We start from the raw sequence: 19663 nt of genomic DNA on the forward strand, positions 1-19663 counted from the left end.
GCGCAAACTCCTGCTCCGCGGCCTTGCGCAGCGGCACGCGGATTTCTTAGTTTCTGACGAGGGAGATAAGGTGATGGACACAGGACAGGCACAGCGGAGCGCAGGTTCTGCCCCGGATAATTTTGAAGAAGGGGAGCGGGAAAGCTACCTCGGCGGCTTCAACCGCGCCTTGGCAAATTTGGTCGAAAGCTTGACAGGGTATCGGACCCCCAGCTCCGCGCGCGCGCGGATCCTGGACGAGTGGGTTGGCGAAGAGGGGCAGGGCTCAGCGGAGAGCCGCGGACAGGGGCGCTCGCGAATCAGGGCTGCGGACAACATGCGCTCGCACTTGGTCGATTTGTCATCCCTGTCCTTAACCGCTTTGCCCGACGCCCTGCCGCCGAGACTGCTGAACCTCCGCGCCATGCACAACGAGCTAGGCAGCCTGCCCGCTAGCCTCCCACCTGGTCTCCACGAACTTTTTATTAGCCACAACCGGTTGACCAGTTTGCCGGACGCTCTTCCGGCGAGCCTCTATCGCTTAGAGGTGAGCGATAACAGGTTGACGAGTCTCCCAGATAGCCTCCCGGCGGAGCTGGGGATCCTGAACGCAAACAACAACCGACTGACTAGGTTGCCCGACGCTCTCCCGAGCAGCCTCACCTCACTCGAGGTTAGTGGCAATCAGCTGACCGAACTCCCCGAGTCCCTCCCATGGCGGCTCGTTGAGCTCGATGTCAGCAGCAATCAATTGGCCAATCTCCCCGAAACCCTTCCGAGCTGGCTTGAATCGATCGATGTCAGCGGTAACCGGCTGACCAGCCTGCCCGAGGATCTCCTACCGGGGAGTTTGAGCCATCCGCTGCAGAACGTCGAGTTCGGTAATAACCCATTCCCGGACGAGGTCCGCGCTCACCTAGCAGCACCCCATCTTGAGCAACTGCCTCTGGACGAGGCTGCCGCGCACTGGCTCGGGGACGATCCGACGGCGCTAGCGGAGTGGCAGCACTTTGCGGATGAGCCTGGCGCCCAAGACTACGCCCGGTTCCTAGAAAGGTTACGTGGGACCGTCAACTATGGCAATCACGAGTTTCGGCAGGCCGTGGCGGACGATCTGCGGCAGGCGGCGACCAATCCGAGATTGCGCGAGCAGTTTTTCACACAGGCTTCCGAAGCCAACGCGAGTTGCGAGGATCGTGTTACTCTGCACTGGAACGGTATGCGGACCGCGCGCCTTAATGCTGACGTCGAGGAGGGGTTGTATGATGATAGGCTCGGCCAACTCATCCAGCGCGGCCGCGTTGCGTTCCGCCTGGACGCGCTGGAAGGCATCGCGCGCGACAGGGTCAACGCGCTCCTCACTCTCCACCCGGACTTAGACGACGTTGAAGTCTACTTGGCCTATCAAAATCTTCTTCGCGAGCCGCTGGAGCTGATTCACGTCGCCCCTGACATGCGCTTTCTGACGGTTTCTCACGTGACATCCGATGATGCGGCGCGCGCACTGGACTCGGTTCGCGAGCAAGAAGCGAACCAGTTTACTGACTACATGGCAACCCGCTGGCAACCGTGGGAGACGGTGCTGAGGCGAATCGCTCCTGATGAATATGAAGCGATGCAAGACCGGCTCGTCGAAGCCATGGGCGAGGAGTTTCAAACCCGCTTGGATCAGCGACTGGGCGAGCACGGTCTTCTGGGCGATCCGGATGCCGAGCGGGTGCTCGGAGCCCAAGTCCGAAACGAGCTCGCCAGCGAGATCAAACGCGATGTCATGCACCGTGTGCTGGCCGAGCGTGGCGGCCTCGAACTCTGAGGTCTCCTCACGCCGGAGATATATCTATCAATGCTCTGTGGCGGAACCAAAAAGTCGATCGTCAAAGCCTCGCCAATTGCCGCGAAGGTGCTTTTGCAGGTTGGAAAATGCGGGCCTTTCGGTCTTGCCGAGCGATGAAAACGCGCGCGCAAGGCGAGGCATATCTGCGTCAGCTCCACAGCTCCTCGGGACCAGAGCTCCGTCAGTCGGAAGTTGTTGAGCAGACCAGACAGGCCGCTGCGCCGACCAACCAGCTGGTTTGACGCGGGAGTTAACTGTTCGTCAGATCTAGTTGACTTCGAGTCCTTCCAGCGAGATCCATCTGGGCAAGCAGTGGTGGAGTACCGTATTCGCAGCTTACGATGGCCAATCCGTCATGCGGGCGAAGTCCTGCACGCGCTTGATCGAGGCGCTTCCGAGACTGCACGACAAGCCTTGCGGTTCCGCAGTCAAGGGACGAATGAAGCCTGCCGGATTTTCATTTGCCGAGCTGGCCTGCCAAGCTCGGCCTCGAACTGCGCGCTGCCTGTCCGCTCCCGAGCGCCGAGAGGCGCTCGGGATGACTGCTGAGAACTCAGGACAACCTGCACATCTTCTTGAAAAAGCTGTCTGGGCGATTTGATATCTGAACTCGCTGTTCCTCTCGTCTAGGCGACTACGCTCCCTCAAGGGCAGCCCTATGTGATCCACGTCTTCCGGGAAGCGGGGGATACGCCGTAAGCCTTCGAAAGGGACGTTCTGCATTCGAGCGAAAGCGCCAGACCTGGTAAACCGCAGTAGGCCAATTCGGTCCCTCACAAGCGCAGCCGAAAGCAACAAATGGAAGTCCAGGACACCAGAACGCCCCCGGTCTGCGTCAAGGAGAGGTCGCTGTCCGCCATTGAAGAGCACCCGCAGGATAAGCTCAGCGCCAAAGTTGATGCGAAGGAGGAGAAGATGCTCGTCACGCATGACCTTAGACAGTCTTAGCGGCTGAGTGAGTTCCGGGCCTGATGCTTGAATTGCTCACACGATCGACAGGACGATCCATTGGTATCATCGGCTTACAAAATTCGCCGACTGGAACAGGCCGGGCGAAGAGGTGCGAAAAAATTGGAGCGCCTGTCGCCAGGCGGTGGCCGATGCGAGGCCGTTAATCGCGCAGCAATGTCCTGATCTCGTCAGCTTTTCGAAAGGTTGCGGCTACAACAATCCACAATCTGTTTCTTGCTAGACGATCTGCTACGAGGCCGTACCGATTGCTGTCCGGCCTGTACAAACATGAGGAGAGCAGGGTGGATCCGGTTGACCCATTCTTCGATTCAGGAGCCTGGATGCGGGAGTACGCCGCCCTGCAAGAGCGGACCGCGCAGCGAGGAGACAACCAAAGGGAGCACCGTGGTTTTGAACGGCGGCTGGAGGATTTGCGTCTCGATCCGTCAGATGAAAGCAACTCAAATTCGCCTGATCGGGCTCCCGCAGGAGGGGGTCGAGCAGTCCGGCGGGAGGATTTCGGCGGTTCGATGCGGGTGCCGCCGGACTCCGCTTTTAGGGAGAGTGCGCTGGGCGGCACGCGCCGGAGCGTAGACATTCCCAGCTTCCAGCTTCCCGCTTCGGCGCAAGTGCCGCAGTCCAGCTTGCGAGATGATCCGTTCAGCAGCGCGCGCTACAGCTTTCCAGACGCAGAGTCTGCCGCGTCGGCCAAGAGCGGCAAGAGCGGCGGATTATGGTCACGCTTCAAGTCGGGAATCGGCAAGGCTTTTGGCGGGAGCAGCGAAAAGTACTCGCGCAATGCGGGACAGGGGGATGCCTTTTCCACGACTCTTCGCATTGACTATGCTCGCCAGCCAGGCCGGACGCGCGCTGTCCCAGAGGAGGACGAGGTGCTGATAAGAGATTTCAGAAACAAAGCGGCGGGTAACCTCACCGACGGCACGATCAAGAATGCCGCAGCCGATTTGCGCCATTTGAGCGCGCGCCTGAGCACCGCCGGCAGGCCCTCAATTGCGGATCGAATTCAACGGGAATCAGAAAACGCGCAGCAGGACAACCCGGAGGTGGAAAACCATCAGCTGGAAGCTGAGCTGGATGAGGATGTCGATACCTACGCAAAGGACAGAAGCAGACGCATCAAAGCGGCCTTGAAGAAGCTCCGTGAGGTCGGTGCCGGAAACGCGCTGGCGCCTGATCTCCGCCGACTGGCCCCTCACCGCGCGGACGCAATCCTCATCGACAGGTGGTCGGCGGCGGAAAAGGCGGCGCACAGGATCGAGCCGGAGACGATCGACAGGCAAGCTCGCCGCATGTATAGGCTAAGTGAGTGGCTGCAGACGCATGATCGGCCGGCAATGGCTGGCAGACTTTCCACCCCAGCGCTTGACCGGGACGTCGAGGAATACAGGCGCGAAACCAAAGACGGCAAGATCAAGCCTGATCTAGTCAAGCTTGGCCAATACGAGCAAATCCTGGAGGCGAACAGGGCGCTTGGATTGCGGCCTCCTGAGGATCCGGGCCAGCCTTCTTGGGAAGCTGCTCGACAGCCGCACTCAATGCAGGAGCCTCCTGCAACGCCACCCACCCCGAGCGCGGGAGCCTGGGATTGGGTTGGCGAGCAGATCCACGGGCCCACCACATCGATGCGAGCGCCCAGCGATTGGCAGGCCGGTTCGTCGCAACAGCTTCCCGAAACCCCGGCAACGCCGAGCGCGGCAGCCCGGGATTGGATTGGCGAGCAAATCCACGAACCCGCCTCACCAGTGCCAGCGCCGCACTGGGCCGCGCAAGCTCATCCGCCGCTCGAGCTTCCTGCTACTCCGGCCACCCCGAGCCAGGGAGCCTGGGCCTGGCTTGGGCAACAAATGCAAGAACCCGCATCACCGTCATCGGTGAGGCCCCGATCGTCAAACATCTACGGCGGCCTCGATTCCTTCGTTGATCTCGATCCACCCACACCGCACGACTTGCGTGACGATGCGCGCTCTGCGCCAGCACCTGGATTTGCAGCCACCTCGTGGTTCGCAGGACCGCCGGGGGCGGCTCCGGAGCTGCGGGATATCGGAGCGATCGTTGGCGCCGACTGGCGCCACGGCTCCAAGGCGGCTTCAGACGTGTTGATCGAAGTATTGAGCAATATCAATCTGCTGCCAAACCAGTTCGGGCCAAGTCAGTTCGCGATCAATGGGGAGCACTATTCCGCGACTGTCGGGCCGGAAGGCCCCATGGATGTTCGCCTGATCCACCACCCGCGCGCTGGCGGGATAAACGAGGCTGGCCCATCGCAGCCCCTCTATCGTCCCCCGCAGATCGTCAGGGCCGCGCGACCCGACGAAGGTACAGTCGATCTTGGGTACTTGATTCGGGGCGGATGGGAGCACCGGGAGCGATTCCTGCCCGATTACCTCGTCCGCGTCCTTGAAGGCCAGCGCATCATGCCCGAAGTTGGGCGCCCGACCTATTTCGCTATCCGTGGAGTGCCTTATAGGGGCGAGTTGGTGGAAAGCGAGGGACGCCGGCGCGTTCGCGCCTATCCCGAACGTGGCTGAAGAATCAAACTTGGCTGCATTTCCAAATGCTCGGCGGGCAGTTCGCGCGCGGCCTTCGCTCACTTCGCGCTTGATGGGCCATGCATCCAGTCGATGTAGATTGCAGAGCTGAGGCGTGACGTTGGCGATGGTGCTGGCGGTCGGTTTATCGTGCTACAACTCCACTGCTCGTACTCAGACAGGAGGTTGGTCTCGAAGACGACTGTCTCTCGCCAACGCCGTGTGCCCCCCGATCGATAGGGCCCTCCTGCAACGCTTACCCGAGGGTTCCTCCCGAGAGCCCTGCTCTGCGTCGAGCCCCCCTCGAGAACTGCTCCTCATCAACAGTAAACTCTTCTGGATCAACGAAAACGAGAGGCCAGGGGATCCTTCCATTGCCGCTGAAGCTCGTCACGTAAGTCCTTTCGAGCTGCTGAAGCTCCTGCGAAGGGACGGAACATGGCAAGGGTATGGATTGGTCGCCCAGATGATCCAGTAGGCAGCGAAGCTGCTCTTAAGAAGCTGCTCTGGACCGACAAGGACCTGTCCTTCGTGGAGAGCCGAGGTATGGGCGTATTATCCTGCCCACCCTGATGCTCCTCGTGCCGATTAGCCTCGTGCGGCGTGCGGTCCTGCACAGGGGCGCCATCGATGCGTGTCCGTGGGTATGGCGTCTTCGGGCTTGATGAGAGTCCGGTTCTGTGGGGAAGGATTGAGATTAGCGCGAGTGCGCCTTGGACGCACGATGGGCACGACGCCCCCGTCGAGCGAAAGGTCCGTAGATACTTTAATGCTTCAATGAGTCTGTTGCTATTCGCGTCCCCGCTGAACTCGCGCACGTCACCGCCGGGTCAGCGACTTTCCGTCAAGCCGAGCAACAATGCCTGGCTAGCGCAGATGCGGCGGATCCTTTCAAAGAGATCGCCAAGCTCAAGTCCCTCGGGTCACGAGGAGTTGGTAGCACAATGGCGGTTGCGATGATCAGAAGAATATCAACGTAGATAGCAACAGATTGAGCGCGTCTTTAGTCTGGGGTGTGTGCGTGATGCTTGTCGGGTTATGAATGTATGACAGTCCGACCCCTGCATATATTCCCGGAGCGAGATGGGCGGTATATGTTGCGGTGATTGCTGTTGTGTCGCGATGCGCAAGCTGCCCTTTGGCGAGGGCAGCATCCACCGCAAATTTGCTCCAGCTCGTGTTGCTAGCAACGAGTGCAATCAGATCACTGGGCCGACTGTCAAATGCTCCCCTGGCGTAAAGACGAAGCTCAGAATACCGGCTGATCCTGTTCAGGTCCGGCGGAGCTTCCATAATGGAGAAGCCGCCATAGATCCCGCGAGATGGGATCCCATCGGGGTCGTTCTGCCAGAACTGCCTGTCCGCAGCGATGTAGTGAAAGTTATTCCCGCTTTCCCTCCCTCGCTTGGGATCCGTCAAACTCGTGTACCGGCTGGTGTTGAAACCAACGCCCGCCCGCAGCCACGTATCGGGTACGCCGGGAGCTGCCTTGCTCTTGTAGCCGGCTTCATCAATGAGAAGAATGCCTGCATGGGGCGTGCTCCAGTTCAAGCCCGTGGGATTCTCCGTTATCTGGACATAGGGACCATCTGGGCTAATTGAGCGCTGGACGGAGACCTTGTTGTACAAGCCACGGTCAAAATTGTACTTCAGATTGACCGCGGGCGTCGGTGCGGCATTGGTGCTCATGCCCCCCTGGAACAAGGCAGACATGTTCGATCCTGTAATCCCTCCGAACAATGTGCCGGTGAATTCATTTTGGTTTCTGAGATAGCCGAGTTTAAGCTCTAGTGTCTTGTCGAAGAAAGTCTGGTAGTAGGCGAGCGTATTGAGCCCCACTCGATCTGGTCCCGGGCGATCCCATGTCCAGTGTTGCTGCTCGGCCCCTATGACAATTTGTCCGTCGGAAATGCCAAGCCGGCTGAGATCGTAGGTGACGATCATGAAGTTTGCCGACGCGAAGGTCGGATTCTGGCCCATATAGAGCTGGTTTGCGATAATACTTCTGGCGGCATTCGGCAGCAGGTTGTTTGCAAAGCTGTTGTGTGTCCAGCCGATGTAGCCGATGCCGACATCTGCAAGCGCTGATCTAACGCCGCCCTTGTCCTGATCGATCGTGTCCACAGCGCCAGGTATGTTGAACCACACTCCTTTTTCACGCAGATTGTCGTACCGTGCGAGGGGATCGACCGTCTTTTGCGTTCTAGTCTGAGTAGCTCTGTCCGCACGAGCGCGCTTTTCGAAAGACGCACCGGGATTTGGTGCTGGCGCCGGGGCACGAGGGCTGGTTGCCAGGCCCATCCGGAGCTTTTCGGCCGGATCAGAAGCCTTTCGTCTTTTGCTGGCCTGATCCACAGGGTGGCTCCTAGGATCAAACCCGCTGGCGGTTTGTGCCAGTACGGAATTGTCGACCAGATAAGCTGCGAGCGAAACTGCGATAAGAAGCCAACGTTGCTTTCCTCTCGGCTTTAAATTAAAGGAAAGTGCTTTGGCCGCCGGGTATCCCCACGGCAAACTCGTCTCAAGAAAGCAATCACGCACGGCGCACCTTGCTTTCATCTTTCCCGGCCATGAATAGATTGCGCTGCGGCCTGATTGGCCAACGGTAAGCTCTTAGGGTTTTCTCGTTCGAGGGCGAGGACGGCGAGCTGGATCTCGATTGTTCCGACAAGAACCATCCCCGCCTTGTAAAGCTGTTAGCTCGCGACGTGATGATCCGCTTCGCAACCACGGCTATGAACGAGGCCGGTGCGCCGAGAGCCAGCCCCGAGCGTTGGTTCATCAAGATGCTCATCACGAGCGCGCAGCGCCTCGCTGCAATGGGCACGAAAGCGTTGCGAATCTCCACTTTGCTCACCTGAGTCAGCCGATTTGGCGGTGAGACCAGGCTTCACGAAGCGCTTCATTGGCATCGTTGTCACGGAAAGACGAGAAAATCGCCAAGCTCGCCGAGGCGCCTTTGAATTTGCGCGTCCGGCAATCACACCAGAAGGTCTAACCTGATGGCCCAGGAGGCCGGAGGGAACAGCCATACAGCGGCTTTGCCGCCAATCTGCGAGCACGTTGCTGGCTCTGTTACCGCGGTTGTCAGTGCAAAATCTGTGTTGCATCGGAGTCCATGACGTGCGCGGCGTTCGTTGGTCACGCTTGCCATCTATCCGTCATCTCAAGCAACCCGCCGGAATTGGGAGTTGAACAGTTTGCAATGATAGCTAGTCCGATCGGCCATTGCGGGTCGGCCGTTCAGCCGTTGTGCCTATGTGGCGTGTCCCGGATGAAGTTTGTGATGTCGTCAAGGCCTGAGGCGAGGCTGCTCTATCCAACACAATGCAGGAAGCCGCGGACGATTTGCATTCGTGCGACGCTCGAGAAAATCTGCAATATTCCTCTGAATGAGGAAAAAATGCTGCGCCATCGCCATGGCCAAACGACGACAACCATTGCTCGCTGCGGGACTGTATCATGGAGAACGAGCGCAAATTGTCGAGTTGCTGAAGGGGATAGCATCGAAGCAGGAGCAGCCGATCGGGAAGGTGGCCGAGATTGCTTATTGTGGACGCTAGTAGCCCTTAGAAGCGCGTCAGCATCGTAGGCTCTCGCGTCGACAAAGAAACCTGCTGGAAGGGATTTTGAGGGAGGAGCAATGGAGTCGATTGCTCAAGCGGCCGGTTCAGACGTGCGGCCGCTCCTGCACAGGCCGTCAAGACGGATTCTCGCCGGTTTGATGCTGCCGCTTGTCCTCGTCGGCTCGCTTCTGGCGCGTGGCTTTGGGTCATTTTGAACAATTTGTCGAGTCGCCAGAAGTGCAGGACGTCGCTTCAAAGATGAGCCCGTCACCAGGGGAGACAGGTTCAGTCCGAGATAAGGGAGGCGCAACAGAAAGCTGACGATGAGATCGCGGAACTCAAGCGCCGGGCCGTTGCCCAGCGTGATGACCTAAAAGGGATCCTGGATCAGATCACGATCCGGACCTCGCGGATCGACTCGCTGCAGAGTTTAACTCCTCTCCCATCTGCTGCTCCCGCGACTGCTTTGTCGGCAGCCCGGGCTGTTCAAGCAGCGCCAGGAAACCCTTCGGCCGGTCCAAACGAGAACGGCCTGTTTCTCTCGGAGGCGCGCCAATGATCGCAGGACCGAAGAAAGCCGAGCCTTGAGGCCGAGACTGCTGCAGGTGTACTCGAGTCTTCAACTCCGCTCGAGGCATGGCTTAGCTAATGGGGGTACGGTCGAGATAAGTGTCGAATGCGGCAGCAACCGCACGAACGACGAACCGATGCTCCTGCTTGACCCGAATTAAGCCCTTTTCAATGTCCACTATCCCGTCTTCGGCAAGCATTCCCAGCCGGCCTGCAGACTTGAGAAGAGGAATCGGATCAAATCCGTGAGCAGCGCAGATCGCTGGTATGTCGGCGTGCAAATCGCACATTAGACGCTCGATGATTGCGGCGCGGAGGCGATCTTCAGCCGACAGACAATAGCCTTTTGAGGTTGCCAGGCGGCCGGCTCGAACGTGTTCGTAATAGGAAGTGGTCGCGATCTCGTTCTGCACATAACCCTCACGCAAACGGCCGATGGCGGATGGACCTAAGCCGATTACGGTTTTGGTGGTATCAGCCGAATAACCGAGGGAGTTGCGCCGCAGTCGACCAGCTTTCTGCGCCAGGGCGAGCTCGTCGTTGGGCAGGGCGAAATGGTCGAGCCCGATCTGGCGATAGCCGGCCGAGACCAGGGTATTTGCTATGGCCGCGGCTTGCTCAGCACGGGCAATATTGTCCGGCAGCGCCGTCTCATCGAGCTGGCGTTGACGTTTCATATAGGAGGGGACGTGAGCATAGCCGAAAACTGCAAGCCGGTCTGGCCGCATGGCCAGAGCTGTCCGCGCGGTGTCGACGCAGGACCGCACCGTTTGATGCGGTAGTCCGAAGAGAAGGTCGAAATTGATGCGGTTTATCCCATGCTGGCGTAGAGTTTCGACGACAGAAGCCGTCAGCACCTCGCTCTGCGCGCGGTTGACCGACCTTTGAACTATAGGATCGAAGCTTTGCACGCCGATGCTCGCGCGGCTGACCCCGGCCGCTTGTAACGTTTCGACCATCTCGGGCGTGACCCCACGCGGATCGATTTCTATGGCGATGGTAGCTGATTTTTTGAACGCAAAGCAGTGGCGCAGGAGTTCCATCTAGGCGAGAAAATCGCTCGGTGCAATGGTGGTCGGCGTCCCGCCGCCAAAATGCACGTCGCTCACCGGCAGAGCGCGCGGCACTTGCTCTGCGACCAAGCCTATCTCCTCTCGCAACGCTGCCAAGTAATTGCGGACCGGTCGCTCGCTGCGAGTGAGGCTTGTAGGGAAGCCGCAATACCAACAGATAGAGCGACAGAACGGAACGTGGATGTAGAGCGATACGGGCTCGTCGGGCGGCAGTCGCCTCAGCCATGTCTCACAAGTCTCGGCACCGACCACGCGGAGAAATCCGGTACGGTTGGATAGATGGTGTACCAAGGCAGGCGAGCATCGCAATACTTGTTCAGAAGGGAGGTCGGCAAGTCCTAACTTTCCAATGCTCAGGCCAGCATAAAGCTGACGAATACCCTCTCTAATGTCTTTGCGATATGTCAAACCCGCCTAGTGGTTTCTGAGATCTGGTCCCGTTTTCGATGTTACTGCAAACGCGGCTTAGGGGCAGGGTGAGGGAGTGAGAGTCGCTCGTTGGCGGCTATCTGAACGTTTAGGATATGAATTTCTCGTGCGAGCACGGAGAAGCGACTAGACGTGCCCGACGAGCCTGCGCAACGTTCAATCGCTCATACGAGGGCACGTCGTTTCCGCATTCGCTGAGGGCTGCTCATTCTGCGACGAAAACAGGGATTGCAGGTCTCACCAGAAGCAGCTGAGCTGGCGCATATTTTCAAACCGGTGTTTCCAAGCAAAAGCCGATTTGGTTGCTCACAGGGTTCAAAGGATGCCTCCCGTCAAAGGGCCGGCGTGCCACGGAAGACAAGTTGCTTGCTGGATGAGAGCGAGAGGAGCGCAATAGTACAACGTGACGCGACGTGCGATTCAAGTCTGTCGGCGCAGCCGACGAAAACTCGCTTTGATCTCTAGTATCGAAGCATAAGCCTCAATTCCGCCACGCTGCTTGTCTCATTGCCACAAGCATCATCACGGATGTACTGATGATGTTGGGGCGAACCCGGCGCACTTTCAGCCCCCCGGCCGAGTGCGTCGGGGCGCCTTGGTTCGGCGGCGTCTCGTTCCTGTCTAATGCAGCTCACCAACTCACAACGGTTGTGGACGTTCTGCTGATGGCAAAGCGAATTCTGGCCAGATACATCAGATGTAACACTATCTGTATGGTCTATTCTGCCTGACCAGCTGGGTAGTTTTCTTTGGACATAGCCTTTGCAGCTATCGATCGCTGCCAGACGCGCATATCTACTCCGTTAGCCTTCATTCGCGTCGCGTCGATGTGATGCACCTGCAGCTCTCAGTGTCACATAGGCCGCCTGGTCAGGCGTCGACCATCCAGTCACTATGTTCTCGATGCTGCGAGCTCGAGCCGTCTATGCAGGATCGGGGTGGAGAGCTTGCGGCTTTTCATTGCATGAATGCGTTCCCATCCTGGTATTCCAGTCCGGTCACAATGGATTGAGGAAGTTTGTGGTTCGGTAGACCAATCGAGCCTGCAGATGCTCTTGCGCGAATGCGAGCTGAGCCTACCCAGGCGTCGAGGAGATTGCGGCAAGCGCTTGATCAGGCGAAAGTGGGTGCCCCACCCGACCTCTGTTGTACAATGCAGTGGCATACCAATGAAAGTTATTAGCAACAGAAATGCAGTACCACCCGCCTCACCAACGCTCGCATAGAGCAGCGAGATGATCGCGAAGAGCGGAGAAATCATGCCTCAACGATCTTGGCTAAGCTCTTCGCCGTTTTCCACCGAGCCCTTCATAAGTTGTGCATCAGGTGCGGCCTAGTTGTGTTTCCGCAAGGGGCTTAAGTGGGGATGGGGCGGCCGGAGCTGCAGTCAGGTCAAGGTCCTTAACGAGCGTCGTGTGTAGACCGTCCCATCAACTGCCGAACTTTGTACTTGACTGGGCTGGAATAGGGCTGCGCTTTTGATGCTGTGGACGGCTCCTCCACCGGCACGAGAGTGCCAAGGTGTGGGCGCCGTTTGAGGCTCCCACGATTCGGAGGAGCAGCCCTATGCAGCCAATTTCGACCATCGGTCTGGATATCGCGAAGTCAGTCTTCCAAGTGCACGGCGTTGATGCAGCTGGCCAGGTGATCATCCGCCGTCAGTTGAAGCGCCGGCAAGTCCTGACGTTTTTCCAGAAGCTGCCGCCCTGCCTGGTAGGGATCGAGGCTTGCGCATCATCACACCATTGGTCCCGCGAGTTGCAGGCATTGGGGCATGCGGTGCGATTGATGCCTCCGGCCTATGTGAAGCCCTACGTCAAGCGGCAGAAGAACGACAGCGCTGATGCGGAGGCGATTTGCGAGGCGGTGACGAGGCCCAACATGGGGGTTCGTGCCGACCAAGACGGTTGAACAACAGAGCTGTCTGATGCTTCACCGAGCGCGCCACCTCTTCATCCGCCAGCAGACTGCCGTGATCAATTCAATCCGCGCCTATCTCGCCGAGTCCGGGATTGTCGCCCCTGTCGGGCGCGGGGGTGTCGAGCAACTGCTGGAAGTCGTCGCCGATACAGCCGAAGACCGAGTCCCGGAGGGCGCCCGGATGTGTCTTGCTGCTCTCGGTGGGCAATTGCGCGCGCTGAAGGCCCAGATCCTGGAGTTCGACCGGCGCATCATCGCCTGGCATCGATCAAGCGCGACGAGCAAACGGCTGGACGCGATCCCCGGCGTTGGGCCGGCGCTGGCAACAGCTCTGGTCGCGAGCATTGCTGATCCTAGAGCTTTTCGATCGGGACGAGACTTCTCGGCCTGGGTTGGGCTTGTACCGAAGCAGAGCTCGAGCGGGGGCAAAGACAAGCTTGGCAGCATCAGCAAGCAGGGCGATCGCTATTTGCGTAGCCTGTTTACGGCTGGCGCGCTCGCCGTAATCCGCTACGCCAAGATCCATGGCACCGATCATCGGCCATGGCTCACGCGATTGTTGGCCCGCCGGCCCACCAAGGTCGCGGCCATCGCGCTTGCCAACAAGCTCGCCAGGATGGCCTGGGCGATGATGGCGAGGAACGAACGCTACCAGGAGCCGGCCGCGCTGGCGGCCTAAACGAGATCGCGCCGACATCGCCGGCGTGACGTAACGGTTGGGAGGGCGAACAGCACGTAATGCAGCGCCGGTCGATCCGGCGATCAGGACAACCCATACGGGCCACGGCATCTTCGAATGCGTGCTTTTGATCGGGACCTGATCCGCGGAGGGCATTATGGCCAGCGGTCATGTGAACCGCACAAACAGGCCGAACACATGGCTGCTCCGACCAATCTGCGACGTGAGGATTCTCCTTGCCAACCCGGAGCCGTCCACACATGGCCCTGAGAGGGCCGGACTCGAGGGGCCGCCGAGGTAAGCTGCATTTCTTGCTGTAAGTCACCTCGTGTCCCTGCTTCGCAAATGGTGCTGTCGCCTTCCCTACCAATGTCATGATTGCCGTTTTTGTGGGATCAACTCGCGAAAGAACCCCGACCGCTGGCCGGGGTCCGATTCACGCGACCGCGTGGAGGTCTCTATCTAGCAAAGGGCGAGCCAAACTTGTAATTGAGCCGTGCGGTGATGAGATCGACATCCTGGTGGACGCGATCCGTACCAAGAGCCGCTGGGAAGCTGATGTTGCTGCGCTGCATGAACAAGTGGTTATACTCGACGCCAGCTGACCAGTTCGGCGTGAGGCTGACTTCGGCACCGGCGCCCAGCACGCCACCCCAACGCACATCACTGCTTTTGCCAATCTCGGTGCCAGTAGCCAACGAGTTGACCTGATAGGTGTTGCTGGTCACCGCAGCACCACCCTTGCCGTATAGTAGCACGGCATTGAACGCGTAGCCGATATGGCCCGTGAGTAGACCGAATGCATCTGTCGTGGTGCCAACGGTGCTTGCCGGAAAGGCGGTGCTGATATTGGAGCCGTTGACGTCGGCCCAGTTGCCCTGACCTTCGATGCCGTAGACCATGTTGAAGATGTGCCAACGATAGCCAATCTGGCCGCCAATGGTCCCGCCAGTCGAATTGTGGCAGCCCTCGGGAGTGGCGCCATTGAAATCCCAGCAATTGTGGCTCGTTCCCCAGCCGCCATTTGCACCGATATAGTAGCCGGACCAATCGGTAATCGGGGCCGCGGCCGGCAGCGGTGCCGCTTTGACCTTGACAGGCTGCCCGGCCAAGTCCGTGCCGAAGGAGGGAGTGGCCGCAACGAGTGCGCCGATGCTTGCAGTCAGAATCAGAATGTTTTTCATTCGAGTGTCGTTTCCTTTCGGTGCCCCCCCGGCGCCGTGCGTTTATCAATATGAACGCGAATTGCTGTAACTGCCGCACAACATGTCTTGGAAAGAAATGTGTCCAATCGTACGCGGCGTCAGATTGCGGAGCGCGCAAAATGCCGCTGCTCCACAGCCATCGAGACGCTGCGGCCCGGCAGTGGCGCCTCGCGGGGCCCTTCTTTGGACACGAGCCGTTCATGATGGCGTGCGATGCGACTGCAAAGTTGGGAGGTGCTTGGCTCCTTCTGTTGCAAACGGCAAGACGAGGCCGCGCTTACACACTTCGTGCATGCTGACGGCTCAGACAGATCGGTAATGAAGGCCTTGATTACGGGCGCGCCGGGCAGAGCATGAGTAGAGGAAAGTCTGCTCGACTACGCTCTGACCCGATTTGCCTATCGCATAGACCCGTTAGATGCGTTTACCAAGCCGGACGCTCCCAGCGGTACGGCTGCAAGCGCTCATTGGTCGGTCGACGGTGCGAGTTCAGCACGCAAGTTGCGTATCGCCTCGTTTGCCAGATTCAGAGTATTCCGTTCGCCTTTTCTTATCGAACACTCAAGGTAAGTGCGCAATCGTCTATGAAGGACGGCTTTGAGATTATGTGCCAGCAAGGGATCCTTCTCGACGAAGCCCCAAGCCTTGTCAAATGCGACGCTCACGACAGCATCTGGCACCTGCACTTGGTCGGAAGAAAACTGATCCATCTAAAACACTCCTCGACATCCTGACACAAGGGAGTACCCTCCCAACAGCTAACCGAGATTTCGTGACGTGTAGCAAGCGAGACATCAGCGTGCAGACCCCCGATCGAGCTGCTCTCGGTGCTTCAGGGAAGTTTATAGATCGTTGTTGAAAGTCGGATGACCGAATGTCGTATTGCCAGGCGCAGTCGAATAATTCTGAAAGGAGTGAAACGAGCAGGGATTCTAGCGCGCTTCTTTACCGTAGTGCGCAGTTGATTGGCGTCGACAATAAATTGTGGATATTCTTCCTGCAATCGGAAGATCCGCGCCAGGCCAGTCACGACTAACCTGACGTGAGCGGCCCAACCGCAATATTGTGATCTCGGAAAGCTATGTGAGGTTCTCGGATACGGACAGGTGGTGCGCGCCGCGTCTCAGCGCCACCAGTGCGCGGCGGACAATATCGGGGTGCCTCGCGGAAAGATTGCTAACGTGCGGAGTGGCTGATCGCCCTGTTCCGAGCATTAGCTTTCAAGGGTACCACACATCCAACATGTCGTAGCTGCCTTATCTGGTAGATCTTGATCGGAAGAAGAAGCGCCACATCCCCTAGGGCTGCTTTGGGAATCGTATCTGATACATGTAGCGAGTTCGAAGGTCGGCGCAGGGAGCGGTCGGAAGCGGCGATAGCCGTCCGGTGTCTCGAACGTATGTGTTGGGTTGCGCTTCCGCGCTATCAGCTCTTGGTGGCCACAGGCGTCGAGGAACAGCAAGGTCTTGCTAGATCGAACGTAACTGTGTCGTCCGCGGTGCGAGATAAAGCGAGCCTGCTCTCGAACGTCGCGAGCAGTTGCGATATAGAAAGCCAGCGGAAGCGACCCGCTTATGGACGGGTAGCCCATAAGCCGCATACCCTCCATCTGGTGCGGACGACATTGGCACGATGTCAGTCCAGCGATAAACGTTCGGTCAGCGCCGTCAACCCAGAAAAAGCCAAATGGAAGTTCAGTCCGCCGCCGCACGTGAAAAAATCAGCTTGGCGATCGTCATTCGATTGACGGAAGTTCGTAGCGCTGCCGGTAATGCTGCCACAGTTTGATCGAAGAGGCGTCCCAAGAACTGAAGGTCCTCGGGCTGGTAAACGCCACGGTCTCGAAACAGTCGCATTCGTCCGTCACCGGTGCTCGTATCACCACGCTGGCCGAGCTCCAGCTCCGCCGTAATCATTTGGCCTATGAGTGCATTGAGCAGTCGGATCGCTTCGAGCTCGTTGCCTTCTTCGCGCATGAGCGCGGCCACGATGTCGAGTTGCAGGTCGATGCGATCCTCGAGATCCTGTATGCGTGAATTGGAAGGGTCAAGTTTCACGGTATTTCTCCAAAGTGGTGAAATGCAAGACAGGCGGAATAAGGGTAGTCGTTTCCCGTTCGCCAGACGCCGGATGCGTCGGCCGACGAATCGCTGTTGCACAGGAGGTGCGCACGCTCCCCAAACAGGGCGGCACACATGTCCCGCGACAGGATCGCAAAGGGGAAGGGGGCGTATATGGAAAAGCCGACAAGCGTTGTAGATGGCCCGGAAGTCTATTGGACCGTGATCGAGCCGTCCGGCGTGTCGGATAACTGCAGTGACTCCAGTCGGGGTCACACAGGTGGTTGTACTGCCTTGCTTGGAGCCGCGGCGACACGGCTGGATTGTTGATGCTATCGGCTCTGGTCAGAGCGAAAAGTCCGGCCCGCACCGGTGCAAAGGACAGTTCACCTGCCCGAGTTCTATGCTGCGGACGCATTTACCTTCGCCGAACAGTGCGCGTGAAAGCTGTCTTCTTAGAGCCGCCAAGTATCATCGCAAAGGCGAGAGACGACAACGTGATAGGCTGCGCGCCCGCCTGCGGTTGCTCATCGCACTGCATTGGTGCCCCGCGTGTTTCGTTGTCAAACATTGCGTGGTGCAGCCACGACAGACACGAATTGGGCTACGACCAACCTGCAAGGAATCGTTGTCACGAGACATTCGTGGACTGTTCTTTCCGTAATCCGGCGTCGACTTATGCGGTGTTTGGCTGGAATTAGTAAAATCGAAAGTGTTGATGGGATGCATCCAGTTCGTTGATAGCGCCCGCGAGCAGTCTCACCGCCTTCATCGGAGCCGGCTAATTGGTGCCTCCCGCGGTCTGGGCTCAGAGCAACGTCTAAGGGATGTCGGGCAGGGCTGCTGATCCGTTGATCACCGATCATGATTGACAAAGAAAAAGCCGCAGGGCTGCACGTTTGCGAATAGTTTGAAGCTCTGGGGTAGTCCCAAGCCGAAGAGACAGACATGCAATGTCGGCGCCTACGATCCACCAGCTGTGGTTACCCACCGTACCCGACTATAGCCTATGTGGTGGGTCCTGATTGCTTCATGCCGTCCCGCTCTCTCTCCCCTGCGTGGATCCGAGCTTGCGCGATATGATAGGTACAGGAGAATGCGTCAATGGCGATCGGGCTGTCAGTTTGATCGAAGTAGCGAACGCGCCCCCATCTGAGCCATAGCGTGACTATAAACTCGTTAGCTTCCCGTTCCTCCCCCCTGAACCTTCAATCACTTGGCGGCAGAAAGGTCATGCCTTCAGACCCGCCAGAACTGTAGTCGACCGCTCAGCGGTCCTGTGCTGCCGGACGGATCGGGACAACGGGGCTGCTATTTGTCTATCATCGGACGTAGCACCTCCGTCAGCTCGACCCTAGCTAGCTCTGCGAGCGCCGCAGCGAACGCGAAAAACGCTCCGAAAGCAGCAAGTATAAAAGAGCTAGCGAGTATCGCTGCGATAACGTTCTGAGGGCGTCTCGTCATTCGTGATACATTGCGTTTGGAGCCGGCGGTGCCTGCCAATCAATACTTCTTGACACGTTCAACACGGCCGTCGCGCCAGCGGTAAACCAAAAATCCAGAAGCCGAGTTGTCTCCCTTTTTGTCGAACCGGACCGGGCCAATTACGGTGTCGACCGGCCGTGAACGAAGTGCGCTGGCGACCCGCGTAGCATGGAAGGAGCCGCTCCGGTTCACCGCCTCTGCCCAGGCTTGCACAGCTGCATAGGCGTATAGCGTGTAGCCTTCACCGGACAGGCCGGAAGCTTTGAGTCCGGCGACCACGCCGGCCGCCTTGGCACTCCCGGCCGGATTGGGCATGAAGGTAAACAATGTGCCATTCCCAGCGCTGCCGGTAATCGCCCAGAATTCAGAGGTCATCAGCGGATCGTTTGCCATGACTATGAAGTCTGCTTTTGAATCTGATGCCTGGCGCACAAACAATCCGATTTCGGTATGATAGCCGCCGATATAGGCGACGCGCACTCGATCCTTTTTCATTCTTGAGACTAGCGCTCTGAAGTCCCGTTCACCTGCAACATAGCTTTGCCGACTGACTTGTCGTCCGAATCGATGAAGCTGGGCTTCGACCACGTCGGCAATGCCCTTTCCAGCAGTGCTCTTGTCGTCGAGCACCGCGATGTTCTCGTTGGGATGGTTCACGTGAATGTACTCGGCGGCAACGGTTCCCTGTTGGTCGTCGCGCCCGCAGATCCGAAAGACAGTCTTAAGGCCGCGCTCTGTTAGCTGAGGAGTTGACGAGCCTGGTGACACCTGAACGATGCCTGCTTCAGCGTAGATGTCGGAGGCCGGGATCGACGAAGAGGACCAAAAATGGCCAACCACCAACAGGACGCGCTCTGTCGCGAGCTTATTCGCAACTGCGACAGCTTGCCTTGGGTCGCAGGCGTCGTCAGCGACCCTCAATATAACTTTGGCATTATCCGGAAGTAGGCCCGAAGCGTTCAAGTCCTCAACCGCAGCAGCTGCACCATCGCGCATTTGCGCGCCGAACGCGGCGCTGCTTCCAGTCATTGGACCAGCCACGGCGATCTTTACTTCAGAACCGAGCGCAAGCGGGGCGGCGAGAGCACAGAAGAGAATCGCCGCACTTGCAACAGAAGCGCGCTGCGTATTTGCTATTGTATAGCCTTCAATGCTCACTGAAGTGATCCCAAGTGGTTGTGATCAGACACCCCTGCAGGTCAAGGCTGCTCCAAGCCAACCGTGCGTTGGCTCGACCAGCTTCCAATTTCCGGAGAGTCTACAATTTGACGTTACGTGCGGATCAAGCCGTTTTAAGGGGCATGGGTGCGTCAGGAGCGCGCATCGGCGGGCCATGATCATCTGTTCGCTTAAGCTCATAAAG

At 58.4% G+C, this 19663-nt stretch carries 7 protein-coding genes and 2 pseudogenes; 3 read left to right on the forward strand and 6 right to left on the reverse strand.

Features of this window, described 5'->3' with window-relative positions; genetic code table 11:
- Nucleotides 1–73: 73 nt before the first annotated feature.
- Nucleotides 74–1792: an NEL-type E3 ubiquitin ligase domain-containing protein gene (locus AB7M16_RS25500; protein ID WP_124163668.1), complete on the forward strand. Its 1719-nt coding sequence runs from the start codon at nucleotides 74–76 to the stop codon at nucleotides 1790–1792.
- A gap of 1274 nt (nucleotides 1793–3066) precedes the next feature.
- Complete coding sequence (locus AB7M16_RS25505; protein ID WP_453945438.1) at nucleotides 3067–5313, forward strand: hypothetical protein; 2247 nt, start codon at nucleotides 3067–3069, stop codon at nucleotides 5311–5313.
- A 960-nt stretch (nucleotides 5314–6273) separates the two neighbouring features.
- Here AB7M16_RS25505 and AB7M16_RS25510 read toward each other — a convergent pair.
- Nucleotides 6274–7827 carry a carbohydrate porin gene (locus tag AB7M16_RS25510; protein ID WP_245333606.1) on the reverse strand — a complete coding sequence of 518 codons (1554 nt, stop codon included), beginning with the start codon at nucleotides 7825–7827 and terminating at the stop codon, nucleotides 6274–6276.
- A gap of 1693 nt (nucleotides 7828–9520) precedes the next feature.
- Nucleotides 9521–10857, reverse strand: a pseudogene (gene hemN / locus AB7M16_RS25515) (oxygen-independent coproporphyrinogen III oxidase).
- A 1660-nt stretch (nucleotides 10858–12517) separates the two neighbouring features.
- Here hemN and AB7M16_RS25520 point away from each other — a divergent pair.
- Nucleotides 12518–13550, forward strand: a pseudogene (locus AB7M16_RS25520) (IS110 family transposase).
- A gap of 458 nt (nucleotides 13551–14008) precedes the next feature.
- On the opposite strand, the gene AB7M16_RS25525 reads toward AB7M16_RS25520, so the two are convergent.
- The 4 genes from AB7M16_RS25525 to AB7M16_RS25540 form a co-directional block, all read right to left on the reverse strand.
- Nucleotides 14009–14734 carry an outer membrane protein gene (locus AB7M16_RS25525; RefSeq protein ID WP_124163664.1) on the reverse strand — a complete coding sequence of 242 codons (726 nt, stop codon included), beginning with the start codon at nucleotides 14732–14734 and terminating at the stop codon, nucleotides 14009–14011.
- Nucleotides 14735–15219: 485 nt separating this feature from the next.
- Nucleotides 15220–15465 carry a hypothetical protein gene (locus AB7M16_RS25530; RefSeq protein WP_124163663.1) on the reverse strand — a complete coding sequence of 82 codons (246 nt, stop codon included), beginning with the start codon at nucleotides 15463–15465 and terminating at the stop codon, nucleotides 15220–15222.
- A 984-nt stretch (nucleotides 15466–16449) separates the two neighbouring features.
- Nucleotides 16450–16812: a hypothetical protein gene (locus AB7M16_RS25535; RefSeq protein WP_036030678.1), complete on the reverse strand. Its 363-nt coding sequence runs from the start codon at nucleotides 16810–16812 to the stop codon at nucleotides 16450–16452.
- Nucleotides 16813–18318: 1506 nt separating this feature from the next.
- The gene (locus AB7M16_RS25540; RefSeq protein ID WP_453945439.1) at nucleotides 18319–19458 is read right to left on the reverse strand and encodes a branched-chain amino acid ABC transporter substrate-binding protein; all 1140 of its coding nucleotides are present in this window, start codon (nucleotides 19456–19458) and stop codon (nucleotides 18319–18321) included.
- Nucleotides 19459–19663: the final 205 nt, after the last annotated feature.

It is taken from the genome of Bradyrhizobium sp. USDA 372, assembly GCF_053629095.1.

Coding starts and splice junctions, on each gene's coding strand:
- AB7M16_RS25500 (WP_124163668.1), top strand. CDS start 74: ATGGACACAGGACAGGCACAGCGGAGCGCAGGTTCTGCCCCGGATAAT.
- AB7M16_RS25530 (WP_124163663.1), bottom strand. CDS start 15,465: ATGGATCAGTTTTCTTCCGACCAAGTGCAGGTGCCAGATGCTGTCGTG.
- AB7M16_RS25525 (WP_124163664.1), bottom strand. CDS start 14,734: ATGAAAAACATTCTGATTCTGACTGCAAGCATCGGCGCACTCGTTGCG.